General features: G+C 35.4%; 25 protein-coding genes. 13 read left to right on the top strand and 12 right to left on the bottom strand.

The window, feature by feature from the left end:
* The first annotated feature begins 77 nt into the window (after positions 1-77).
* Positions 78-1,346, top strand: coding sequence for a DEAD/DEAH box helicase (locus tag ACWV26_RS16890; protein WP_455895848.1), 1,269 nt, complete (start codon positions 78-80; stop codon positions 1,344-1,346).
* Positions 1,347-1,368: 22 nt separating this feature from the next.
* Complete coding sequence (locus tag ACWV26_RS16885) at positions 1,369-2,598, top strand: aminopeptidase (protein WP_455895847.1); 1,230 nt, start codon at positions 1,369-1,371, stop codon at positions 2,596-2,598.
* 325 nt (positions 2,599-2,923) lie between these two features.
* On the opposite strand, the gene ACWV26_RS16880 is transcribed toward ACWV26_RS16885, so the two are convergent.
* On the bottom strand, positions 2,924-3,292 hold the full coding sequence (locus ACWV26_RS16880) for a DUF4870 domain-containing protein (RefSeq protein WP_455898283.1): 369 nt from the start codon (positions 3,290-3,292) through the stop codon (positions 2,924-2,926).
* 358 nt (positions 3,293-3,650) lie between these two features.
* Between ACWV26_RS16880 and map the strand changes: the two genes are divergently transcribed.
* Entirely contained in the window at positions 3,651-4,403 is a 753-nt protein-coding gene (map, locus tag ACWV26_RS16875) for a type I methionyl aminopeptidase (RefSeq protein ID WP_455898282.1), read from the top strand.
* A gap of 28 nt (positions 4,404-4,431) precedes the next feature.
* Here map and ACWV26_RS16870 read toward each other — a convergent pair whose 3' ends face one another.
* Complete coding sequence (locus tag ACWV26_RS16870) at positions 4,432-5,160, bottom strand: tryptophan-rich sensory protein (RefSeq protein WP_455895846.1); 729 nt, start codon at positions 5,158-5,160, stop codon at positions 4,432-4,434.
* Positions 5,161-5,327: 167 nt separating this feature from the next.
* Here ACWV26_RS16870 and ACWV26_RS16865 point away from each other — a divergent pair, with 167 nt between their 5' ends.
* Entirely contained in the window at positions 5,328-6,092 is a 765-nt protein-coding gene (locus ACWV26_RS16865) for a polyphosphate kinase 2 family protein (protein WP_455898281.1), read from the top strand.
* Positions 6,093-6,169: 77 nt separating this feature from the next.
* On the top strand, positions 6,170-6,715 hold the full coding sequence (locus ACWV26_RS16860) for a GNAT family N-acetyltransferase (protein WP_455895845.1): 546 nt from the start codon (positions 6,170-6,172) through the stop codon (positions 6,713-6,715).
* Between the two features lie 160 nt (positions 6,716-6,875).
* On the opposite strand, the gene ACWV26_RS16855 is transcribed toward ACWV26_RS16860, so the two are convergent.
* The 3 genes from ACWV26_RS16855 to ACWV26_RS16845 form a co-directional block, all read right to left on the bottom strand.
* Positions 6,876-7,436, bottom strand: coding sequence for a beta-class carbonic anhydrase (locus ACWV26_RS16855; RefSeq protein ID WP_455895844.1), 561 nt, complete (start codon positions 7,434-7,436; stop codon positions 6,876-6,878).
* 211 nt (positions 7,437-7,647) lie between these two features.
* A complete protein-coding gene (gene mreBH, locus ACWV26_RS16850; protein ID WP_455895843.1) occupies positions 7,648-8,646 on the bottom strand; it encodes a rod-share determining protein MreBH in 999 nt (332 codons plus the stop codon).
* Between the two features lie 254 nt (positions 8,647-8,900).
* Positions 8,901-9,035 (bottom strand): hypothetical protein, encoded by a 135-nt coding sequence (locus tag ACWV26_RS16845; RefSeq protein ID WP_455895842.1) that lies wholly within the window; start codon positions 9,033-9,035, stop codon positions 8,901-8,903.
* 287 nt (positions 9,036-9,322) lie between these two features.
* Here ACWV26_RS16845 and motA point away from each other — a divergent pair, with 287 nt between their 5' ends.
* Together motA and motB are read left to right on the top strand one after the other, a co-directional pair.
* Entirely contained in the window at positions 9,323-10,126 is an 804-nt protein-coding gene (motA, locus tag ACWV26_RS16840) for a flagellar motor stator protein MotA (RefSeq protein ID WP_455895841.1), read from the top strand.
* The gene (motB, locus tag ACWV26_RS16835; protein WP_455895840.1) at positions 10,110-10,910 is read left to right on the top strand and encodes a flagellar motor protein MotB; all 801 of its coding nucleotides are present in this window, start codon (positions 10,110-10,112) and stop codon (positions 10,908-10,910) included. The genes motA and motB overlap by 17 nt, the downstream gene beginning before the upstream one ends.
* Positions 10,911-11,105: 195 nt before the next feature.
* Here motB and ACWV26_RS16830 read toward each other — a convergent pair whose 3' ends face one another.
* On the bottom strand, positions 11,106-11,327 hold the full coding sequence (locus ACWV26_RS16830; RefSeq protein ID WP_455895839.1) for a DUF1128 domain-containing protein: 222 nt from the start codon (positions 11,325-11,327) through the stop codon (positions 11,106-11,108).
* Positions 11,328-11,513: 186 nt separating this feature from the next.
* On the opposite strand from ACWV26_RS16830, the gene ACWV26_RS16825 reads away from it, so the two are divergent.
* Together ACWV26_RS16825 and ACWV26_RS16820 are read left to right on the top strand one after the other, a co-directional pair.
* The gene (locus tag ACWV26_RS16825) at positions 11,514-11,888 is read left to right on the top strand and encodes a YtxH domain-containing protein (RefSeq protein WP_455895838.1); all 375 of its coding nucleotides are present in this window, start codon (positions 11,514-11,516) and stop codon (positions 11,886-11,888) included.
* A gap of 27 nt (positions 11,889-11,915) precedes the next feature.
* Positions 11,916-12,854: a YihY/virulence factor BrkB family protein gene (locus ACWV26_RS16820; protein ID WP_455895837.1), complete on the top strand. Its 939-nt coding sequence runs from the start codon at positions 11,916-11,918 to the stop codon at positions 12,852-12,854.
* A 66-nt stretch (positions 12,855-12,920) separates the two neighbouring features.
* On the opposite strand, the gene ACWV26_RS16815 is transcribed toward ACWV26_RS16820, so the two are convergent.
* The 3 genes from ACWV26_RS16815 to ACWV26_RS16805 form a co-directional block, all read right to left on the bottom strand.
* A complete protein-coding gene (locus tag ACWV26_RS16815; protein ID WP_455895836.1) occupies positions 12,921-14,822 on the bottom strand; it encodes a heavy metal translocating P-type ATPase in 1,902 nt (633 codons plus the stop codon).
* 236 nt (positions 14,823-15,058) lie between these two features.
* Positions 15,059-16,594 (bottom strand): fumarate hydratase, encoded by a 1,536-nt coding sequence (locus ACWV26_RS16810; RefSeq protein ID WP_455895835.1) that lies wholly within the window; start codon positions 16,592-16,594, stop codon positions 15,059-15,061.
* Positions 16,595-16,730: 136 nt separating this feature from the next.
* Positions 16,731-16,919, bottom strand: coding sequence for an SE1561 family protein (locus ACWV26_RS16805; protein WP_455898280.1), 189 nt, complete (start codon positions 16,917-16,919; stop codon positions 16,731-16,733).
* Positions 16,920-17,208: 289 nt separating this feature from the next.
* Between ACWV26_RS16805 and ACWV26_RS16800 the strand changes: the two genes are divergently transcribed.
* Complete coding sequence (locus ACWV26_RS16800; RefSeq protein WP_455898279.1) at positions 17,209-18,336, top strand: MFS transporter; 1,128 nt, start codon at positions 17,209-17,211, stop codon at positions 18,334-18,336.
* Positions 18,337-18,411: 75 nt separating this feature from the next.
* Here ACWV26_RS16800 and rlmD read toward each other — a convergent pair whose 3' ends face one another.
* The gene (gene rlmD / locus ACWV26_RS16795) at positions 18,412-19,785 is read right to left on the bottom strand and encodes a 23S rRNA (uracil(1939)-C(5))-methyltransferase RlmD (RefSeq protein ID WP_455895834.1); all 1,374 of its coding nucleotides are present in this window, start codon (positions 19,783-19,785) and stop codon (positions 18,412-18,414) included.
* A gap of 72 nt (positions 19,786-19,857) precedes the next feature.
* On the bottom strand, positions 19,858-20,655 hold the full coding sequence (locus ACWV26_RS16790) for a polysaccharide deacetylase family protein (protein WP_455895833.1): 798 nt from the start codon (positions 20,653-20,655) through the stop codon (positions 19,858-19,860).
* Positions 20,656-21,241: 586 nt separating this feature from the next.
* Here ACWV26_RS16790 and recX point away from each other — a divergent pair.
* The 3 genes from recX to ACWV26_RS16775 are packed head-to-tail and all read left to right on the top strand — an operon-like array spanning position 21,242 to position 22,627.
* Positions 21,242-22,060 carry a recombination regulator RecX gene (recX, locus tag ACWV26_RS16785; RefSeq protein ID WP_455895832.1) on the top strand — a complete coding sequence of 273 codons (819 nt, stop codon included), beginning with the start codon at positions 21,242-21,244 and terminating at the stop codon, positions 22,058-22,060.
* Complete coding sequence (locus ACWV26_RS16780; RefSeq protein WP_455895831.1) at positions 22,044-22,370, top strand: YfhH family protein; 327 nt, start codon at positions 22,044-22,046, stop codon at positions 22,368-22,370. Before recX ends, ACWV26_RS16780 begins: the two co-directional genes overlap by 17 nt.
* The gene (locus ACWV26_RS16775; protein ID WP_455895830.1) at positions 22,370-22,627 is read left to right on the top strand and encodes a YfhJ family protein; all 258 of its coding nucleotides are present in this window, start codon (positions 22,370-22,372) and stop codon (positions 22,625-22,627) included. The genes ACWV26_RS16780 and ACWV26_RS16775 overlap by 1 nt, the downstream gene beginning before the upstream one ends.
* Before the next feature lie 73 nt (positions 22,628-22,700).
* Here ACWV26_RS16775 and ACWV26_RS16770 read toward each other — a convergent pair whose 3' ends face one another.
* The gene (locus ACWV26_RS16770; protein ID WP_455895829.1) at positions 22,701-23,696 is read right to left on the bottom strand and encodes a metal-dependent hydrolase; all 996 of its coding nucleotides are present in this window, start codon (positions 23,694-23,696) and stop codon (positions 22,701-22,703) included.
* Between the last annotated feature and the right edge of the window lie 97 nt (positions 23,697-23,793).

Here is a 23,793-nt window from a genome sequence, read left to right as displayed (position 1 = left end):
AAGAAGAGTACGAGTAGAAAATAAAAATTTAACTCCAATAGATTAAGCAAACAAATTAGAGAGAAGGTGTAGGAACAATGTCATTTTTAAATTTATTAAATGAAGACTTACAAAAGAAGTGGAGTTTTCCAACTACAATGCCTATTCAAGATCAAATGGTTCCAGCACTATTAGAAGGAAAAGATGTAGTAGCCGAATCACCAACAGGCACAGGGAAAACATTAGCATATTTATTGCCAATCTTACAAAAAGTAGATGGCTCAAAAAAAGCAACACAAGCACTAATTATCGCACCATCACAAGAATTATGTATGCAAATTGTCGAAGTAACTCGTACATGGATTGCAGGTACGAACATCACTGTCGTTCCACTTATCGGCGGAGCCAATCCACAACGTCAAATTGAAAAATTAAAGAAAAAGCCAACCATTGCAGTAGGCACACCAGGCAGATTAAATGAGCTAGTAAATGAACGTAAATTAAAACTTCATGAGTTAACAACAATTGTTTTAGATGAAGGAGATCAACTACTTAGTCGTGACTACCGAGTAATTGTTAAATCATTTATAGATGGGGCAAACCACGATCGTCAAGTTGCTGTTGTATCTGCAACAATTACAGAAGAAATTGAATTAGTAGCAAATCGTATGCTCAACAATCCTGTACGGTTCAAAGTGAATTTGGAAGAATCACAATTAGGTGGCCAAGTTGTTCATAGCTACGTAAAGCTACAAGAACGTGATAAAACGGAATTTTTACGTAAGTTCTCACATATATCTAATATTCGAGCACTAGCATTTGTCAATAATTTAGATCAAGTATTAATGAAAAAATCCAAGCTGGAGTTTCGAAATGCACCAATAGTTGCACTACATTCTGAGATGAAAAAAGAAGAACGAAAAGCAGCGTTAGACAGTTTCCGAAAAGGTGAAGCACGTATTCTAATCGCTACAGATATCGCAGCGCGAGGTTTAGACATAACTGGCTTAACGCATGTTATTCATGTAGACGTTCCATACACAAAAGAACAATATGTCCACCGTTCAGGACGTACAGGACGCGCAGGAGCAGATGGTGAAGTTGTGACTTTACTTGCATATCATGAAGAACAAGCCTACCACAAACGTTTACTTGAATTATCCGTTAAACCCGTTGAAAAAATATTAACTAATGGCCAACTTGTGGAAGGTCATGCAGAAGTAAAACAGGCTAAAAAAACATCAAATTCAAACAGAAATCCGAACCAAAGAGCATACAAAAAGCAAAATGAAAGAAATTCGAATGGATCATCTTCCAGAGACGCTGGTAAGAAAAAATACTTTTCAAAGAATACAAAGAAAAAATAATAAGAATAGAGGTAACTAGTAAATGACTTTTGAAGAAAAGTTAGAACAATTTGCCGAGCTTGCAGTGAAGGTTGGGGCAAATATTCAAAAAGGCCAAACCATGCTAATCAATACGACGGTCGATACGGTAGAATTTACACGCTTAGTTGTAAAAAAGGCATATGAAGCAGGTAGCGCTCGTGTAACAGTAAATTACTCAGATGATGTGATGGAACGAGAATTTTATGATTATGCACCGGATGATGAATTTTCAAAATTTCCTCGTTGGATTAGTGAACAACGCGATGAACTGATTGAACGTAAAGGTGCCTTATTATGGATTGATGCAGCTGACCCTGATAATTTAACAGGCGTTCCAGTACAAAAACTTTCAGCACAACAAAAAGCATCAGGCAAAGCACTAGAAAATTACCGTGATGCAGTGATGAATGATAAAATTGCCTGGTCAATTATTGCTGTTCCATCAAAAAAATGGGCAAAGAAAGTATTCCCTAATTTAAAAGAAGAAGAACAAGTGCCAGCGTTATGGGAAGCAATATTTAAAACCGTGCATATTGGTGAAGGAAATGTCATTGATAATTGGGAACAACATTTGAAAAACTTACATGCACGTGCAAAACTTCTCAATGATAAACGCTATGCAAAATTACATTACACTGCACCAGGAACTGATTTAACGATCGAATTACCTGACAAACATATTTGGTGCACAGGTGCTAGCCATACACCAGATGGTACTTCATTTGTTGCTAACATGCCGACTGAAGAAGTCTACACAATGCCTTCAAAATATGGTGTGAACGGATATGTATCAAACACAAAACCACTTGTGTTCCAAGGCAATATAATCGATCAATTCAAAATCACATTCGAAAACGGCAAAATCACAAAAACTGAAGCAGGTGTAGGGGCACAACTACTACAAGAATTAACAAAAGCAGACGAAGGATCTCAGTATCTTGGAGAAGTAGCATTAGTACCTCATGAATCGCCAATCTCTGCTTCAAATATCCTTTACTACAATACATTATTCGATGAGAATGCATCAAACCATCTAGCTATCGGTGAAGCATACCCAACATGCTATGAAGGTGGCAGTGCCCTTTCAAAAGAACAACTAGAAGAAAAAGGCATCAACACATCCATCACCCATGAGGATTTCATGATTGGCAGTGGCGAAATGGACATTGATGGTATCCTGCCAGACGGGACAACAGAACCAATCTTCCGCAAAGGAAGCTGGGCATTCTAAAAACGAAAGAAACCATCCAACTAATAAAATGGATGGTTTTTTTATGGAGAAATTGAGCGAGTGATTCAATTGGAGCCTGAGTTAGTCTAATCTACAAAAAACAAAAAAATCGCTGAACAGCTTCAGCTTTCAGCGATTATGATACATCAATCTATTTCTTTACAGGAGTCTTCTTTTTTGCAGAAATCACTTTTTTGATAATTGGATAGACAATTGGCGCAATTTTAATAGCAGCTTTTACAATTTTTCCTAATTTCATCTCTAAGCACTCCGTTCTATAAACTCTTCTATATTCTACAATAATTAATACCACAAAATTGAAAATTTAAACCCTCAAAATTTTTACTCCTTGAATAATATTCCAAATCACAACACCGAGTGATAAAATGGTTTCTACGATGATAAATACAAACCAAGCAACTATTATGAATGTACCGCCACCACTAGATGATTCATTAGCGAAACTTACATTAAAGGTAAACGCACTACTCGCGAGAAGCGCAATAAATAATACCACACCTATAATGGTTGGGATAAGTAAAAGAAGATGTGAAATAAAAGCGCGTTTGGCATGGTGCTTTACTTCTTGATTGTTGGCTGCAAAATAGACGATTACAGGTAGGATGAACCCAGCAAAAAATATACTAAAATAGCAAAGGGATGAAAGCACTCGATTATTATCCAATTTTGACACCTCCAATTACTATTTATCCCGCTTTAACGGGCAGTAAGATTCAATTGCAAGTATTTATAAAATTCGGTGAAACATTGGTGGGAGATAACTGCCCGTAAAAGTCCGATTGGTTCAACTAACAATCAGATGGGGATGGAGAAATCCCCATCTGATTGAAGTTTCACTTTATACGTATGGATATGCATAAAAGATTCATCTCATCTATACTTCTATCATTTTAGTAAGTTTAAACAGTTTTTAAACATTTTCCATGATGCAATTATCCTTATAAAATACATACAATAATCACACGAACGAAAATTTTTAGAAATTGTGGTATAGTAGAGAGTAGATATTGAATGAGAAGGGATCGTTAGAAATGATTGCAAAAACGCAACAAGAAATAGATGCTTTAATGAAAGCTGGTCGTGCAATGGCTGAAATTCGCAACGCTATGAAGGCAGCTACTAAGCCAGGTGTGACAACAAAAGAATTGGATGATTTAGCCGGCCGACTATTTGAAGAAAAAGGTGCTGTTTCAGGACCTAAAGCAGAATATGATTTTCCAGGATACACTTGTATTAGTGTAAACGAACAAGTTGCACATGGTATTCCAAATCATCATAAATTAAAAGCCGGAGATTTGATTAATATTGATGTATCTGGACATGTTGATGGCTATTATGCAGATACAGGTATTTCATTTATCGTAGGAGATGCAGACCTACCAGAAGTTCAAAAAATCTGTGACGTTGCTCAAAGTGCATTTGATCGTGCTATGACAAAAGTAAAAGCTGGTTCTCGCTTAAACCAAATCGGTAAAGCAGTAGAACGTGAAGCACATGATAATGGCTTATCTGTAATCATGAATTTAACTGGGCATGGTGTAGGTCATTCATTACACGAAGAACCACAATATGTGCTAAATTACTTTGATGCATGGGAACGTACCATTCTAAAAGAAGGAATGGTTTTAGCAGTTGAACCATTTATCTCACAAAAAGCTGAACATATTGTGGAAGCAGGAGACGGTTGGACATTCATCACACCAGACAAATCCCTTGTTGCGCAACTTGAACATACAATTATTGTAACAAACGGCGAACCAATTATTACAACAAAAATTGACTAAATAGAACCAAAGAAAAAGCTCTCTGTACTTATTCAGAGAGCTTTTGTTTTTTTATGAAGAGGATCCCAACCACTAATACCCCACTTAAAAAAAGAGCTGCAGTTGTAACAAGTAATTCTTCAAAGCCATTTTTAACTGCAATACCAATAAATGCCCAAATATAAATTATAGGGAAAAGTATATCACCGTAGTGGAATCTCATATGTAATGCTATTGCTGCTCCAAAAGTAAGCATAATAACTGCCCATAATGGATCACTTAAATTAAGAATGCTCCAATGATTATGAGTGAAAAGGAAAGCAATATTCATGAAAGTTACATTACTTCCCCAAGCTAGATAAATTGAAATAGGAGCTCGTCCACCCCATGAAGTATTCCATGAAGGATAAGAAAAGTACAGACCTATTAAAGATAATAGCATTAAAACAATTATTACAATTGACCCTGTAAAATACTCATAATGCCAAAGGTAAATCCATAACATATTAAATACCGCACTTGCAACAAAGAAAGCTGTTTGCGAAATTGTAATCTGATATCGATTGCTACGATTTTTCCATAGTAGATATATCCAATAAGCTAAAATAATATAAATAAGTACCCGAATAATAAAAACATATTTTGCTGGACTATAAAGGACAGTATAGCTATTGGAGATTTCACTTGTTGTGTGACCATTTAGTGGAATCAGATTAGCAGCTGTGTTAAATGCAATCATTGCAACATAAACAATAGTAATAGCAAACAGTCTGCCCAATAAAATCTCCTCCTTAGAATTAGATTTACAGTTATCACACTTATTACCATTATATAAAATCAGTCAACACTATTAAGTATACAATCGTTTTGCTTCAACAACAAATACCATTTTAGAGAATTTTGCAGTAATATATTAATAATGGTAGAAATAAGGAGCAGATTATGATGATTAAGCATATTGAAGATATGAATTTAGAGCTACATTTAGGAGATAAAATTTCTTACAAAAAAGAGCTTGAAAAATTACAATTTGAAATGCTGACTATTCAGCAATTCCTATTTAGCTATAATATTGGACTAATCATCGGTTTTGAAGGAATGGATGCAGCAGGAAAGGGTGGCGCAATTAAACGCTTAACGAAAGCCTTGGACCCACGTGGATATACAGTTCATCCAATTGCAGCCCCAACTGAAGAAGAACTGAAGTATCATTATTTAAGCCGTTTTTGGAAACGCCTTCCTGCACACGGTCAGATTGGTATTTTTGATCGGACATGGTATGGACGAGTATTAGTAGAACGTATTGAAGGGTTTGCTAATAAGGACGAATGGGGACGTGCCTATGAAGAAATCAATCAATTCGAAAAATCTCTAACAATGGATGGATATATCGTGTTAAAGTTCTGGATTCAAGTTTCATACGATGAACAATTAAAACGTTTCAAAGAGCGCCAAGAAAATCCATATAAAAAGTGGAAATTGACTGATGAAGATTGGCGAAATAGAGAAAAGTGGTCCCAATATGTGGATGCTGCTAATGATATGATGGACAAGACTAATAAAAAGAATGCACCTTGGATTCAAATTGCAGGAAATGATAAAAAGTATGCGCGTATTCAAGTTTTAGAAGAAACAATAAAACATATAAAAAAAGAATGTAAGCTTAGAGGTTTACAAGTTCCAAAACTTTCAGAGCTTACTATAAATTAATCATAACAGTAATATCATAATTAGTAGATAAAAGTACTAAAAGCTTCATAGAGAATTGCAAAGGGGTGTTATCTAGTATGGTATTTTTAGAGGGGCAACGTTGTTATTTACGTACATTAGAGGTAGCAGATGTAACACCATATACCAATATGGTCGCTCGCAATATGCGTTATTGGTCGATTCATGAACCATTACATCCTCCTGAATACTACACTGAAAAAATTCAGTTAAAGAAGATCCAAGAATCTGTAAGACAAATGCATGCAAATCGTGAATATAGCTTTGGTATTTTTGCATCTGGGACAACTGAAATCATCGGACATATTTCAGTATACTCTATCAGGAGACTACCTTTTTCTAGTGCATTTGTTGGGTATTCAATGGATGAGGTCTATACAGGTCAAGGAATAGTCACAGAAGCACTTAAACTCGTTTCAAAGTTTGCTTTTGAAGATTTATGTATTCATAGGTTAGAAGCATATGTATCACCGAAAAATATAGGTTCTGTACGAGTTTTAGAAAAAGCAGGTTTTCAAAGAGAGGGCTTATTACGAAAGCTTTTATATATTAATGGGAAATGGCAAGACCATTATATATATGCATTAATGGAAGAGGATTATTGAAAGGGAAAGGCCGCATGGCGGAAATGGAGAAGCAGCTTACGAAAAATTTTTAACGGAATGTAGAAATATGTTGGCAAATTTCCCGGGAAATGTGTCGGTAATAAACGAAAAAAGCGATTTTCAAGAATTTTGCTGAAAATCGTCTTTTTTATTTTTTGCATTATATATTTCCATCGACAATAACATCTAAATGACCTGTTTTTGGGTCAATGATTAAGCCGTGAACAGGGATAGAATCTAAGATTAATGGATGATTTTTAATCATATTAACACTATGACGAACGTTGTCTTGAACATTCTCAAATCCAGACAACCATTCATGTAGGTTTGCTACAGAATAGTTCAATAAATCGATTGTTTCTTGTTTAATACCACGATCGACTATTTTACTAATTAGCTTATCTGCATCAATAGAACTCATGCCACAATCATAATGACCGATTACGAACACCTCATCTGCTTGAAGCTCATATATAGCGACAAGTAAGCTTCGCATAATCCCTCCAAACGGATGATTAACCGTTGCTCCAGCACTCTTGATCAATTTACAATCTCCGTTTCTAAGATTCATGGCTCTCGGTAATAGTTCGACAAGACGAGTATCCATACAAGTTAGAATCACAAAATGTTTATCAGGATATTTACTTGTTATGAACGGTTCATATCTTTTTTCATTTACAAAGCTTTTATTGAACGTAAGAATATCATTTAATAGTGCCATACCATACTCCTTCCAAAACCCATTAGTTATAGTATATTAATTTTTAAAAAACTGATTCATAATGCAAATATTGATTTTAGCTATGGGCAAAAGCTTGGAGTATGACATTTAAAGAGCCGCTAAAATAGTTGAAGTGGAATCATCTTCGCGAATTTTCTACGGAGATGATTCCACTTCATTTTAAAATATTGTATGCATGATTGATTAGTTACTATTTTTTTAATAAATGAATAGTATCTAGTGCTTTTCCTGTTCCCACGGCTACAGATTCAAGTGGTTCAGGAGCTAGGTGTACAGGTACGTCCAATTCCTCTGTAAGCCATTCAGTCATTCCTTTTAGTAAAGAACCACCACCAGTAAGTACTATACCACGGTCTACGATATCACCTGATAATTCTGGTGGGCAGCTTTCTAGCGTTCTACGAATCAATTCTAAAATTGCTTGAAGACTTTCTTTTAGGCAATTTTGAATCTGAACTGATGAGACTGTCATAGTCACCGGAAGTCCAGTTACAATATCACGTCCTCGAATTTCCAATGTTTCTACTGGATGTTCAATAAGGGCATGGCCAATTTCTTGTTTAATGGTTTCAGCAGTAGGTTCACCAATTAACACATTAAATTCTTTACGTGCAAATAGGATGATTTCTTCATTCATATGATCGCCACCAAGCTTCATCGTATTAGAAGAAACAATACCACCAAAAGAAATAATACCAACTTCTGTAGTACCTCCACCTATATCAACGATGACACTTGCGATTGGATCACTTACTGGTAGCTCTGCACCAATCGCTGCTGCAACTGGTTCGTCAATTAGGTAAACTTCTTTTGCGCCACATTGTTTTACAGCATCTTGAATAGCAAGTCTCTCAACTGATGTTGCACCAGATGGGGTACAGACTACAACATTTGGTTTGCGAAGTGATGAACCCATTTTTTGAGCGGCTTTATCCATCAATGCTTTAATCATTGCAGTAGTCATATTAAAGTCAGCGATTACACCGTCTTTTAATGGGCGAACAGTTTGAATAGACATCGGTGTCTTTCCAACCATTTCTTTCGCTTGAATACCAGTTGCAATAATTTCATTTGTATTTATATTAAACGCTACAACAGAGGGTTCATTTAAAATGATGCCTTTGTTTTTTGTATATACTAACGTATTGGCAGTGCCAAGATCGATTCCAAGAGCTGTTGTCGAAAACATACGTATTATTCCTCCTCAAATACCTTAGGTTATATAAGTATAAAATATATTTTAACGATAAAGTATGTTATTTTATGGTATGTAACATTCATTACGGGAGCATATGGATAGATAGTTAATGTTTTAGGTAAAATAATGGAAGATTACCAGGTTGAAAGACATTGATTGTTATCATTTTGTTAAATAAATGTGAGGATAATTTAAAAAAAGAGAGCTACCCGCACATATTACGAGTAACTCCACTATATTAAAATTTAGTTTTTCGGTTTTGGATCTACGATATGTGAAGTAGAAGAATCAAGGCCTACGCGTAAATAGTGAATTAAGATTGCACCCACTGCAAAGATACCGCCAACTACTCCTACTACAGAAGCTAAAAATGGAGCCATAATCGATAACCCTCCTAAAATTTATTCATTATAAATAAGTATACATGATTTTAACTTTGAAAATAAGTTGAAAATATGAATACTTTAAAAGTTTTCAAGAATAAAAGAACACTATTATCATAACACATTTTGCTGAAAATGTAATGGTTATTATATAGCAACATATAAACGAGTACTTTCTTTATTACTATTTTTAGCAAATATCACCTAATGTTCAAAATAGAATATTAAAATTAAAAAAAAATAACCGAAATAATAACAAGAATGACGACTTTGGAGGTACTAAAATGGATTTATCATCAGTTGTGGGTCTTATATTTGGATTCGTCGCATTATTGGTAGGTATGTACTTTAAAGGTGTGACTCCTGATGCACTTATAAACCCTGGAGCAATCTTTATCATCTTATTAGGAACTATTGCTACAATTACAATTGCGTTTCCTAAGAGTGAATTGAAGAGAATACCAAAACTATTTAAAATTATTTTCACAGAGCAGAAGTTAATTAGCGATGTAGCAATTATCAAAATGTTTTCAAATTGGGCAGATTTAGCGAGACGTGAAGGGCTATTAGCATTAGAAGGAAAAGTAAGCGAAATTAACGATCCATTTTTAAAAAATGGTTTAACATTAGCAATCGATGGTCAAAATGCAGACTATATTCGAGATGTATTAACTGAAGAAGTGGAAGCAATGGAAGACCGCCATTTGGGTGGGGCACAAATTTTTACTCAAGCAGGTACATATGCTCCAACTTTAGGGGTACTGGGTGCAGTCGTTGGATTAATTGCTGCTTTAAAAGATATGAATGATGTAGATAAATTAGGACATGCCATTTCAGCAGCATTTATCGCAACGTTATTAGGGATTTTTACAGGTTATGTACTGTGGCATCCATTCGCAAACAAACTTAAACGAAAATCAACTATTGAAGTACGCCAAAAAATGATGATGATTGAAGGGATTCTTTCAGTTTTGGAAGGGGAGGCTCCACGAATAATTGAACAAAAGCTTGCTTCGTATTTAACAAAAGAAGAACGCAGACAAATAATAGAAGAAAGCGGGGCGGATGGCCTTGGCGAAGAGATCTAAAAAACGCAAAAAGGAAAGTGACGAAATTCCAGAGTCATGGCTGCTTCCTTATTCCGATTTACTAACATTACTGTTAGCGTTATTTATCGTATTATTTGCTTCTAGTTCTGTGGATAACCAGAAACTTTTTCAATTATCATCTGTATTTAATGCAGTATTTGATGGGGGAAGTGGGGTAATGGATTACCCATCTCCAGTAGATCCAACTAAAGTGAAAAGTGACACCCCAAGCAAAAATGCTGCTTATTTAGAGGATCAAAAGTCGCTTTCGAAGATAAAAGGAAATGTAGATGAATTTATAGCTGTAAATGAATTAGAAAAACAATTTGAAACAAAGTTAACTGATGATGGTCTTCTTGTTACTATTAGAGATAGCGTACTGTATGACCCGGGAAAAGCAGATGTAAAAGAAGAATATAAAGCGACTGCAAAAGAATTGTCCAAGCTACTTGTGTTTGATCCAAAAAGAAATGTAGTCATTACAGGGTATACTGATAATGTTCCGATGAATAATGAAGAATTTTCATCAAACTGGGAACTAAGTGTCATGCGTGCAGTAAACTTTTTAAAACTAATTGTAGAGAACAATCCTAAATTAGATTCATCCTATTTTAGTGCTAAAGGTTATGGAGAAAACATGCCAATTGCATCGAATGATACTGTAGAGGGACGAGCCAAGAATCGCCGCGTTGAAGTATTAATCCAACCATTAGTGAAAAAGGATGGGACTTCCACAAATGCTTCAAGTAAAGTAGATTCAACAACGAAGTCTGATCAAAACTAAAACAATAAGAGTAAGTAAAAAAAGGATGTCTTATAAGACATCCTTTTTTTACTTATCCTTTAACAGTATTGGTATCCAGCTTTCGCGGCTAGACTCTCGAGTCATTTCAGTCCCTCGTTCGAAAACTGGAAAGAGGTTCGATTCAGGCCTTCCAATAATTTTCGAGTCTAAACGAGCCGCCTTCGCTTTTAGTTTTTACTTTCTTAAAGAACCTAGTTCTGCAACAATAGCTTGCATTTCACTTGGACTAAATGCATCACGTTTCATAACCATTTCATATAAATAAACTAAATCTTCATAGTGCTCTGTTCCGAAATGTTCAGGTTTCATCGCATCTGCATTAACCATTCGAAGCTTATCCTTAATACCTTCAATCATGTAAATTACATTCTCTGTAGTTGGTTGCGTTAAATTCAAAGAGATTCCTCCTTAAGTATTATTACAAATACATTTCCTACAGTATCATTTCACGATGTCTTTTGATTGTCAAACACCTTTTTCAGCTTAATTAAAAATTGTGGCATGTACTTATAGATTCAAACTGTTTTACATACAAAACAGTGGGGTATAATAATATATATAGACGTTTGGAGGAGGATAAATATGACTAACAAATTAGTTACAGGGATTACATTAGGAGCAGTTGCGGGAGCAGCATTAAGTATGCTAGACCGACGTACACGTGATACCACTGTAAAAAAAGTTAAGCATTTTGTTGTAGATGTACAGTACTTCGCTAATAATACTGACGAATTAGTTCAAATCATTAAGACTAAAACAGATACTGTTCAATCTATGTATAAAACCTTTATGCACGATAAGGATTTCTATTTAGAAAAAATTGAAGAAATTCAAAAACTTACTCCTCAGGTAAAGGACATTGTTGTTGAAACAAAAGAAGTATTTACTTCTGGAATTGAAAAAGGAAAACAAGAAAGACAAAAGCAACTTCCTGCTGAAACAGTTATCCATCTATAAGAAACACATACGATAAGGGGTGGTCTTATGGATAAAACTAGTAAACGAAAACTTTCAAGACATTCTCCAGAAGGTTCTTCTGAAATTAATATGGAACTTACACAAAGTGAAAAAAAAGAGATAGGGAAAAAGAGAATTACAACAGTTAAGGGATTTATCATTTCGTCCTTACTACGTATAAAAGAAGCGGATATTCCCGGGTTTGGTGCGCAATTAGCATTCTTCTTTTTACTATCATTATTTCCATTATTAATTTTCCTTATGACCCTATTACCTTTTTTAAATTTGCCTGTAGATGAAGTATATGCCTTTTTGAAAGAGCTACTTCCTGAACAAGTTTATACAATGATAAAGGGGACTTTGGCAGAGGTGCTTGAAAACCGTAATGGGGGATTACTATCTATCGGGATTGTCGGTACCATTTGGTCAGCATCCAATGGTATGAACGCCCTTGCAAAATCATTAAATCGTTCTTACGATAAACAAGAAACGAGACCTTTTTTGATTGCACGTTTCATGTCTATTGTCTTTACTTTAATGTTAATTCTATTAATCGTGGTTGCACTGGTTCTGCCGGTATTTGGTGAACAAATTGGCGTTTTCTTATTCTCTGTATTCGGACTTGAAGAAGGTTTTTTAGCTATATGGAATCAACTGCGATTACTAGTACCACCAGCATTAATCTTTATCGTGCTGACATTGATGTATTGGATAATGCCAAACATAAAATTATCCCTAAATAGCGTTTGGGTAGGAGCTTTATTTTCCACTATCACTTGGCTATTAGTCTCATATGTCTTTTCTTTTTATATTAATAACTTTTCAAACTACTCAGCTACATATGGCAGTATCGGTGGGATTATTATTCTAATGCTTTGGTTATATGTTACAGGTATGATCCTAATGGTAGGTGGTCAACTAAATGCTGTTGTACAACTAAGAAAAGAAAAACTAAGAAGAAAATAAAAAAACAATGCATAGCTAAAAAGACTTCTCATTCATTGAGAAGTCTTTTTTTAGGTCTTTTGTTGATTAGATTTTCTTTAACAGTCTTAATCCGTTTAATATAACTAAAATTGTACTACCTTCGTGTCCAACAACACCAAGTGGCAAATCGACTGCTTGCAAGAAATTTGAAATGATTAATAGCATAATAATTGAGATGGAGAATACTACATTTTGTTTCACGATTGATTGCATTTTACGTGATAGCTTTACTGCGTAAGAAATTTTAGAAAGATCATTTTTCATTAATACAACATCAGCAGTTTCTAGAGCAACATCTGTACCTTCACCCATGGCAATACCGGTTGTTGCAGTAGCTAGGGCAGGGGCATCATTGATACCATCACCGACCATGCCAACATGTTGATATGATTTCATTAAATCTTTGATATGGTTTACTTTTGTTTCAGGTAAACATTCAGCGATATATGCATCAACACCAGCTTCTTTTGCGATTACTTTAGCTGTTTTTTCGTTATCACCTGTTAACATTACAGTGTGAATGCCTAAGTTTTTCAATAGGGCAATGGCTTTTTTCGATTCATCACGTACAGTATCTTTCATCGCTGCTAGTGCTATAATACCTTTTTCGTCGGCTAAAAAGATAACAGTTTTACCTTGTTCAGCAAGCTTAGATGCAATACCGTTAGCGAATGTATTGGCAGCAACACTCCCTACAAAATCTGTTTTACCCACTTTGTACTCTTGATCATTTACTTTTGCTTTTAAGCCCCAACCAGGTACATCTTCAATTTGTGCTTGATGGAAAGTTGCAAGACCGCGTTCTGTTGCGTAAGCAGTAATGGCTTGAGCAAGAGGGTGGTTCGATTTTGATTCAATCCCAGCTATAATTGACAGCATTTCAAGTTCTTCTACATCATCACGAGTGACAAAGTCTGTTACTACAGGTTTACCTTGTGTAAGAGTACCTGTTTTATCGAAAGCAATGGCTTTTAATACACTTAAATGTTCAATGTGTAATCCGCCTTTGAATAGTACGCCGTTTCGAGCACCGTTTGAAATGGCTGATAATGTTGATGGCATAATGGAAGCAACGAGTGCACAAGGTGATGCAACAACAAGCAATACCATAGCACGATAGAATGTTGTGTTCCAACTCCAATCAAGTAAGTAATGAGGAACGAACATCATTAGGGCTACAACTGCAAGGACACATTTAACATAAGTCCCTTCAAATCGTTCGATAAATTGTTGTGATGGTGATTTTTCACTTTGTGCTGATTGTACAAGATCAATAATTTTTTGGAATAATGACTCAGAGTTTGGTTTTGTCATTTTCATTGTTACAGCACCGGTCATATTCACAGTACCTGCAAATACATCTGCCCCAACTAACTTTGTAACCGGGATAGATTCACCAGTGATTGCAGCTTCATCAATTGAAGTAGAACCTTCATCAATCACACCATCTGTAGGAACTCTTTCTCCGGGCTTAATTAGCAATCGGTCGCCTAGTTGTAAGGAAGAAACGGCTACGCGTTCTGTTTCTCCGTGGTCATTGATTAGCCATGCTTCTTCAGGTTGCAAGTTCATTAGTGCTGAAATTTCTTTGTGACTTTTATTCATCGCATATGTCTCTAGAGCACCGCTCACAGCAAATATGAAGATTAGAATAGCCCCTTCAGTCCAGTAACCAATGATAGCTGACCCAATCGCTGCTAAAATCATTAAAAACTCAACATTCAATTCCTTATTAGCAATTGTTTCTTCTACACCTTCCTTTGCTTTAGCAAATCCTCCGATAACAAAAGCTAATATATAGAAGATAATAGAGGAAGTAATATAGTCGTTTTTACCTAAAAGCCATGCAACTACTATAAAAATACCTGATACTATTGCAGCGATTAGTTCACCGTGTTCCTTTATTTTCTCAATTAGATGATTATTATTCTCTTTTACTATTTCCATCGGCATACCCTCCTGATAATGAAAATCAATATCAAAAACCATATATATCAGAACTGATAAGCATTTTCAATAATTTGATATATAGATTTAAAGTCATTTCTAATTTAGAATTATTATAACATAGAGGTAGTGCGGAGAGAAGTATAATGATTTATATTTTTTACTTTGAGAAAAAAGTAGGGGAATGAAAAAAACCTCTCTAACAATTTGTTAAGAGAGGTTTGTAAAAAATTAAATTAGAATACACGTTCAGCGTACTCTGATAATTTTTCTAATGATGTTTTTTGGACGTCAGCGTGTAATGAGTTGCCGTGAGAGTCCATTGTGACAACAGCAGTAAAGTCTTCTACGCTTAAGTGCCACATAGCTTCAGGAATACCAAATTCCATTAAGTCAACGCCGTCAACTGATTTGATGCAGTCTGCATAGTATTGTGCTGCACCACCGATTGCATTTAAGTAGACACCACCGTGTTCACCTAATGCTTTTAATGTTTTTGGTCCCATGCCACCTTTCCCCATAACTGCACGGATACCGAATTTTTTCATGATATCACCTTGGTATGGTTCTTCACGAATAGAAGTAGTAGGTCCTGCAGCTTTAACAGTCCAGTTACCATTTTCATCTTTTGCCATAACAGGGCCACAATGGTATACGATTTGTCCATTTAAATCTACTGGAGCATCGTGACTCATTAAATGGTGGTGAATGGCATCACGACCTGTGTACATACGACCAGTGATTTTTACAACATCGCCCACTTTAAGTGCACGAATTTGTTCTTCAGAAATAGGAGCTTTTAGTTCAATTGCTTCTTTTTCAGGTTGTTCTTGTGTAGTTGCAGCAGTTTCATCAAATGCAATTTTTTCGCCTTCTTGATAATGCCAATTTTTGATTTCACCAGTAGTTGCATCTACATCTACTGCCATTCTGCGATAAGCCCAGCAGTTATAAGCTACAGAAACATAGAAAGAAGCAGGGATACGGTTCATCACGCCGATTTTACAACCAAGTAATGTTGCTTCACCGCCAAATCCCATTGTGCCAATACCTAATGTATTTGCTTTTTCTAATATGTAATCTTCTAATTTTGCAAGATCAGGGTTTGGATTTGTATCTTCAACATGACGGAATAATTGTTCTTTTGCTAAATCGTATCCTGAAGAACGATCGCCACCAATACCTACGCCGATAAAGCCAGCTGAACAACCTTGTCCTTGTGCTTGATAAACAGAATGTAAGATACATTTACGAATACCATCTAAATCACGTCCAGCACGACCAAGTCCTTCTAGTTCACAAGGTAAGCTGTATTGAATGTTTTTGTTTTCACAGCCGCCACCTTTAAGAATTAGCTTAATTTCAATAAAATCTTTTTCCCATTGCTCAAATTTCATAACAGGAACGCCTTCGCCTAAGTTATCTCCACTGTTTTTACCAGTTAAAGAGTCAACTGAGTTTGGACGTAATTTTGCATCTTTTGTAGCGCGAACGATTGCTTTTTTAATTACTTCTTTGATTTCTAGTTGGTTTACGCCAACAGGAGTTTTGATTTTGAAAGTAGGAAGACCAGTGTCTTGGCAAATAGGTGAAACATTATCATCTGCCATGAAAATGTTGTTTGCGATTGTGTCTAAGCTCATTGCTGCACGAGTACCAGCATTTTCTGCGTCCTTAGCTTTTTTAATAGCGCGACGGACGTCTTTTGGTAAATTGGTAGAAGTTTCAGTAACTAAATCGTAAAGGCTTTGTTCTAGTGTTTCTAGATTCATAGAAATAGCTCCCCTCAAAAAGGTAATGTATTTTAAACCAATCCTATTATAACAATCCCCAAACATGAAAAAAAGAGCGTAAATTTACGCTCTTGTAGTTAATTTTTGAGTTTTTAAGATAGGAGATGTAAAAATCCTATTTTTCAGTATGGTTATTAAACTGATCCATCTTATCTTCTAAATCATCCATCATTGCAATAAGGCGGTCAATATCTTCTAAATCTGCAGTTTCAGGGTCAATAGCATCTAATACTTCCATGAAAATTTGCAAACGTTCTTTTAAGTAAGTTACTTGTTGCTCTTTATCCGTAATTGCTTTGCTCAAAGCAGTAACACCTCCATCATCATCACCATCGTATATGATTTTATCAATTTTTTCAATTGTAATTGTCAAAATAATAGTCCCATTGGGATGTTTATTAATTTATAGTTTGCTTCAGTTTCTTCTTTCTTCTAATATGTCCTAAAATATATTTTTTAGACTCACAAGTAATGTTAGATTATGTTAAGATGATACACGAATCAAACATCATTAAATTATTGTATATACATATATGGAGGTATTTGTGGAACTTAGTCATCGTTTAGAACAAAGGCGATTTTTAATATTAGTTATGATTGTGTCTATTTCTGGATTCTCACAAGGGATGTTGATGCCCCTTATTTCAGTTATTTTCGAGCAAGATGGTGTATCTTCATCATTGAATGGACTAAATGCTATTGGGTTATATATCGGGACATTGATCATATCGCCATTTATTGAACAGCCTCTTCGTAAGTTTGGGTATAAACCTATTATCTTAGTTGGGGGAGCAATTGTCTTTACAGCACTTCTAATGTTTCCTCTCTGGAAGAATGTGCTGTTTTGGTTTGTCCTTCGCTTATTAATAGGGATTGGGGATCACTCACTTCATTTTTCAACTCAAACCTGGATTACAAGTACTGCACCGAAAGCTCGCCTTGGCAAGAATATTGCAATTTACGGATTGTCATTTGGGATAGGTTTTGCGGTTGGTCCGTTATTTGTTCCGTTAACCAAGATATCTGAAGCATTTCCCTTTATCCTTTCAGCCATTTTATGTCTATTGGCATGGTCGCTTGTGTTTTTATTGAAAAATGATAAGCCTGATCCAATCCAAACGAAAAGTGTTGAGAAAAGTATCTTCAGACGTTATTTAATCACATTAAAATATGCATGGATTGGTTGTTTACCGGCACTATGCTATGGTTTTTTAGAATCTTCTTTGAATGCATTGTTCCCAGTATATGCACTTCGAAATCATTTTGAGGTCTCTATGGTATCAATTATCTTAGCAGCATTTTCATTTGGTGGAATCGTTACGCAATTTCCTCTTGGTGTCTTAGGGGATAAAATTGGTCGTAGAAAAGTTGTGCTAACTTCCTTATTATTCGGAGGATTGTTCTTTTTGTTAGGCAGTTTCTTTGAAGAATCTGAAGTGTTAGTTGCACTTTGTTTCTGTTTGGCTGGAATGCTCTGTGGTTCGCTCTTTTCTTTTGGTATTTCATATATGAGCGATTTAACACCAAGAGAATTGCTTCCAACTGGGAACTTAATGTGTAGTATTTTCTTTAGTGTTGGTAGTTTATCAGGACCGGTTTTGGGTGGCTTTTATTTGCAATACGTACATCATTATAGTTTTTTATTGCTAATTTCCTTTGTGTTACTCATGCTATTTGTAATTAGCTGGATTTTTGGAAAAGAAAAGAAACATGCAATCTAGAAAAAGGGAAGTCCTATTAGTCGTTGTGGCTAGTTGGACTTCCCTTTAAAGTATCTAAAATATTTAATACAAATTCTATTTCAAAGTTAACAATGTCACGGACTCAACGTGTGATGTTTGAGGAAACATGTCTAGTGGTTGGATGTATTCTGCTTTATAAATTTTCAACAATTCTTGTAAATTTTTTGCCAGGGTAGAGGGATTACATGATGTGTAAACTACCCGTTTTGGTTTTACTTTTAGAATTGTTTTGATTAAGCTATCTGCAAGGCCAGTACGAGGAGGATCTACTGTTAGAACATCTGGAACAAATCCTTCTTTTTGCCAAGTGTCTAACCATTTCTCCGCTGTACCTGTTACATAGAGCGTATGGTTAAATCCATGTTTTTTGGCATTTTGCTTCGCATCTTGAATACTTTCTGGAATAATATCCATCCCTCTGATTTCTTTTGCATCCTGCGCTAGCCATAATCCAATTGTGCCGACACCGCAATAAGCATCAACGACTGTTTCTTTCCCTGTTAGGGCACAAGCCTTTTTGATTTGGTTGTATAAGTGTACGGTTTGAGTAGGATTTAATTGGAAAAATGCACGTGCTGATAGATCAAATGCAAGTTCTCCTAATTCTTCATGGATTGTATCCTTGCCTGCAAGAGTAATGGATTGGTCACCGAAAATTAGTGAAGTCTTATCTGCATTAATATTTTGCACAATGGATACAATGTCGGGATTTATTTCCTTTAGTCTTTCAATGAGTAACTCTTTTTTAGGAAAGTTTTTACGTGTAGTAATAAGTACAAGTTGAATTTCACCTGTTTGTATTCCAACACGTACGACTATTGTGCGAATAATCCCCTTCATAGAGTGACCGTCGTAAGTTGGTATTTGTAAATCTTCAATAATCTTTTTGGCTGCATTTGTTACTTTAGTAGACATAGGGTGTTGAACAAGACAGTCGTCAATGTTCAATAGTTTATGACTGTTTTCTGCATATAAACCGGCAAGGACTTGCTTTCCTTGGTTGCGTACCTGAAACTGACTTTTGTTTCGATAATGCCAAGGATCATCCATGCCGATTGTTTTTAGAATTTTAATATTTTTTGCTTCTGTTTTTACATATTTATTTAAAGCTTGAACAATTACATCTCGTTTAGCTTGAAGTTGATAAGAATACTTCATATGTTGTAATTGGCATCCGCCGCATGCCTCGTAAACAGGGCAAGGGGGAATTTGGCGTGCTTTTGACTTTTTATGAATTTTTAATACTTTTGCCTCGGCAAAGTTGCGATTAATCTTTGTTATTTCAGCATAAATTTCTTCACCAGGGAGGGCACCTTTTACAAAAACAACATTTCGTTTGTAATAACCGATACCCTCGCCATTAATACCTAATCGTTTGATAATAAGTGGAATCTTCTGTCCCAATGTCATTGTGGATTGTTGCTCCAAAACTTACACGTCCTTTTTACATTCATCTTTTCATTATAACGAACGATAGCGTGTAAGGAAAGAATCAGTAATTTATGGAGTTGGAAGTACAGATCCGCCATTAACAAGGTTATTAATCGAATCAAAACGATAACCCTTTTTCTTTGCATCTTCGATAAATTTAGGAAGTGCTTCTGCATTATCAGGAGATACGGTATGCATTAATATAATTGCTCCAGGATGCATTTGTGACATGAGGTTATCATAAGCGTATTTCCATCCTTGAGGTTTATCTCTAAGCCAGTCTTTAAATGCAACGGACCAAAAGATATGGCGATATCCAGCTTTTTCGCCAACTCGTAATAAGTTTTCACTGAAAACGCCTTCTGGTGGTCTTGCAAAAACTGTTCTTTCGACATCGGTAATTTCAGCAAGCTTTTTATCAAAACGTTGCCATTCATCAATCATTTGTTGTTCAGTCAGTCTTGCCATATTCGGATGCTTGTCTGAATGATTTCCAATTTCATGACCTTCCTTAACCATACGTTTTACTAATGGCGTTGCACTAGTTAAATAATGACCGGTTAAGAAAAATGTCGCTTGTATATTTTCTTTCTTCAACGTATTTAAAATTGATTCAGTATACCCATTCTCATAGCCACAATCGAAAGTAAGATACATAACCTTGTCTTCCGGGTTTCCTTTATATATAGCGCCATACTTTTCAAGCATTTGGTCAAATGTAGCACCAGCTTCAGGAGGTACTTCGTTTTGAGCCTTCTTAAACCCCCAACTAAATTCCTGAGCGAGAGCCGTGAATGGATTCGTAATAAACCCAACGATAACAATGGCCATAGCCAAAAGAATACCCGTCGCATGCTGTCTCATCATAAAACCCAACCTTCCTTTTTTAAAGATAGATTGTGTCTATATGATGTAATTATACGGTTTAAATATTTTTGAATGGATTTTGATATATGTAATTTTCAATTGCACTTTTATTTTAGGCTAATTTGTAGAGGAAAATTGCAGGAATATGGAGTGTAAAAGCAAGCTCTTTTAGAAATGAAACAATTTTGATACGATTTGTGTCCTTAAAAAATATTTAGCGCTTATAATTAACTAATTCTTAAGGAGAAATTGTTATTTGCATTAATTATTAGAATTAGTCTAAGTAGCAGAAGATGGTGACTCCTAACTAAGAAAAGCGAGACAGGTGAGACCCAGCAGGGATGCGTATGCAAAAGGAATATTCTGCGACGAAGCTAGCGAAGCGATGCAGGAATAAAGGTTTTTTGAGGAGACTCAACGCTCGCTTAGCTCGTAAAGCGCCATCTGGAGCGGCTTATTAATTAAAAATTGTATATAAAGTAAAACTAAAAAGCATTTATAAATTTTACTCAATACATAAAAATTAATATAAATGAAGTTACCCAAAAAAAGATGTATACTATAACGAGGCGAAGGAGGGGCTTTTATGTCTCGAGTCATTACGAAAATTAGCCGTCAAAAACGAAACCAAGAACGATATAATATTTATCTAAATGAAGAATATGCATTCAGTGTGGATGAGTCTATTCTAATCCAATATGGTCTCACAAAAGGCAAGACGATGGATGATTTAACCGTAGATGAAATAGCCTTTGATGATGAAATTCAAAGAGCCTTCAATCGCGCTTTATCTTTTCTAAGTTACCAAATGCGAAGTGAATATGAAGTTCATCAAAAATTAAAAGACCAAGAATTTGGCGAAGCAGTAATACAAGAAGCAATACAAAAACTAAAGAAACTTGGGTTTTTAAATGATGAAAGCTACTCGAAGGCATTAGTAGAAACTAAAAAGAAAACGGCCAAAAAAGGCCCTCGTGCCATCCAAAGAGATTTGGAGATAAAAGGAATAGGCAAAAACCTGCAACAGCAAGTACTAAATGAGTTCTCAGAAGATGAACAAGTTAAAATAGCATTACAATTAGCGGAAAAAACAGTACGCAGTGAACATCGCAAAACCCCTAGCCAAATTAAGCAAAAGATACAAGAAATGCTTATTCGTAAAGGGTACTCTTTTGAAATCGTTACACATGTATTGGATAAGATTGAACTATCAAAAGATGAAGATGAATGGATAGAATTAATAAGTCTTCAAGGTGAAAAGTTATGGAATAAGTATGCATCTAAATACAGTGATTATGACTTGAAGATGCGGGTTAAGCAGGCGCTTTATCAAAAAGGCTTTCCAACTGATAAAATTGAAATATTCATAGAACAAAAGGAGCAAGACCATGGAGAAAAAATATAGTGAAATGACACCAAACGAGTTGCGTGAGGTAATTGCAACTTTAAAAGAAAAAGCACGAAAAGCAGAACAACTTGGAATCTTAAATGAGTTTGCTGTATATGAACGTAAAGCATTGTTGGCACAAGCTTATTTATTAAATCCAGAAGATTTTATACCTGGAGAAATATATCGTATTCATAATGACCCTGGTATGTTTTTTAAAGTAGATCGCTTGAAAGGTGTATATGCTTGGGGCTATCGTTTAGGTGGAAATCAATTTGAAGAAGCAATTCCAATCTCAATGTTAACGCCAGTTAAGGAGGCTTTTTAGTGGAGCAAATAATTAACGAATTGGTCTCTAAATTACACGCTAAAAACCCGAATGTATCGATTGAAAAAGCACGCGTATGGATTGAGTTACTATGGTCAGATTTTGAATCCACATACGCAAAAGCAGGTTACGAATATCGTGGTGCAAAAATGACAGAGCAAATTATCACACAATGGATTGAAAGTTATGGCTCACAACTCCATGAGTTTGCTGGACGTAATCCAAAATACGCTCACTTGTTAGAAGAAGTAGAGTAATGCATTATTGATACCAATATAAAACTGACCGTTCCAATTGGGGAGCGGTCAGTGTTTTTTCCAAAACTTTGTATTAGTTTTGGAATTTAGATTCCTTAACGATAAGTTTTCTTTGCAATTTATCTTCACTAAAAATCCAACCAGTAAATGATTTAATAATCTCTAGGTCTGGGGTAAGATGAGCAATTGCAACAAATGGATAGTGATTATTACTTCTGTAGCGTAAGTCGATTAGTCTTACTTCGATTAATCCATCTTCCAATTTGCTAACTTCCCATCTATATAATGGAGAGAAAGAAGCGAATGTCTTAAAATTCGGGTCCTTCATTACTACCTCAAACTCAGGAGAATCTGGAATTGGCTCGATTAAAAACTTATCGTAAATGGTAATGGACCGCCCGTATGCACGCCCAACATAATGATGTGTTGAGGAGTTTGCAGCAACACGATATTGAAAAAAATGAGAAGTTGGAGATAAAATGATGAGCTCAGCATCAGGAATCGTGTTACGAACAGCTTTTTTTACAGACTTTTGTAGAATGTAACGAATTATATAATAGATGAAAATGACTCCATATAATATAAACATTGTCGGTACAGGATTAGCACCGAATGCCCATATCATTAGTGCAATCACATGTAGTGCAAAAATAATCGGGTCGAATGTATTAATCCACCCGAGAGCAACCCATCTATTTGAAAATGGTCTTAAAGCTTGCGTTCCATATGCGTTGAAAATATCAACAAAGACATGTAAAAATACAGCAAAAAATGTCCAAAGCCAAAGATGTAAGAGATTTACACCAGGGAATATAATAAAAAGAACTGCACTAATCAAAATAGGCCATAAAATAACAGCTGGAATTGAGTGGGTAATTCCTCTATGGTGTCGAATATAAACAGCGTTGCTACGCAATTTTAAGATAGTGTCAATATCTGGAGCTTGAGAACCAACAATCATTCCAGTAATAACAGCCATTGTTGTTGGTGAATGTTGAGCAACAACAGGATCAACCATAGCAAGACCACCTAAAGCAATACCCATAACAAGATGTGTTCCCGAATCCAAAATAACCAACTCCTTAATCTAGTGGAGAGATATATATATGATAAGTATTACTTTAAACTAAGTTTACATTATAATACCCACTTTTTATGTGAAATAA

The sequence above is a fragment of the Rummeliibacillus sp. JY-2-4R genome, assembly GCF_053847205.1.
The sequence above is the reverse complement of the archived record's forward strand: the minus strand, read 5'-3'. Positions and strand labels throughout refer to the sequence as shown.

Coding starts and splice junctions, on each gene's coding strand:
- ACWV26_RS16845 (WP_455895842.1), bottom strand. CDS start 9,035: ATGGCTCCATTTTTAGCTTCTGTAGTAGGAGTAGTTGGCGGTATCTTT.
- ACWV26_RS16885 (WP_455895847.1), top strand. CDS start 1,369: ATGACTTTTGAAGAAAAGTTAGAACAATTTGCCGAGCTTGCAGTGAAG.
- ACWV26_RS16855 (WP_455895844.1), bottom strand. CDS start 7,436: ATGGCACTATTAAATGATATTCTTACGTTCAATAAAAGCTTTGTAAAT.
- ACWV26_RS16780 (WP_455895831.1), top strand. CDS start 22,044: ATGGAGAAAAAATATAGTGAAATGACACCAAACGAGTTGCGTGAGGTA.
- ACWV26_RS16790 (WP_455895833.1), bottom strand. CDS start 20,655: ATGATGAGACAGCATGCGACGGGTATTCTTTTGGCTATGGCCATTGTT.
- map (WP_455898282.1), top strand. CDS start 3,651: ATGATTGCAAAAACGCAACAAGAAATAGATGCTTTAATGAAAGCTGGT.
- ACWV26_RS16815 (WP_455895836.1), bottom strand. CDS start 14,822: ATGGAAATAGTAAAAGAGAATAATAATCATCTAATTGAGAAAATAAAG.
- motA (WP_455895841.1), top strand. CDS start 9,323: ATGGATTTATCATCAGTTGTGGGTCTTATATTTGGATTCGTCGCATTA.
- ACWV26_RS16865 (WP_455898281.1), top strand. CDS start 5,328: ATGATTAAGCATATTGAAGATATGAATTTAGAGCTACATTTAGGAGAT.
- ACWV26_RS16825 (WP_455895838.1), top strand. CDS start 11,514: ATGACTAACAAATTAGTTACAGGGATTACATTAGGAGCAGTTGCGGGA.
- ACWV26_RS16860 (WP_455895845.1), top strand. CDS start 6,170: ATGGTATTTTTAGAGGGGCAACGTTGTTATTTACGTACATTAGAGGTA.
- mreBH (WP_455895843.1), bottom strand. CDS start 8,646: ATGTTTTCGACAACAGCTCTTGGAATCGATCTTGGCACTGCCAATACG.
- ACWV26_RS16890 (WP_455895848.1), top strand. CDS start 78: ATGTCATTTTTAAATTTATTAAATGAAGACTTACAAAAGAAGTGGAGT.
- recX (WP_455895832.1), top strand. CDS start 21,242: ATGTCTCGAGTCATTACGAAAATTAGCCGTCAAAAACGAAACCAAGAA.
- ACWV26_RS16810 (WP_455895835.1), bottom strand. CDS start 16,594: ATGAATCTAGAAACACTAGAACAAAGCCTTTACGATTTAGTTACTGAA.
- ACWV26_RS16820 (WP_455895837.1), top strand. CDS start 11,916: ATGGATAAAACTAGTAAACGAAAACTTTCAAGACATTCTCCAGAAGGT.
- ACWV26_RS16800 (WP_455898279.1), top strand. CDS start 17,209: ATGATTGTGTCTATTTCTGGATTCTCACAAGGGATGTTGATGCCCCTT.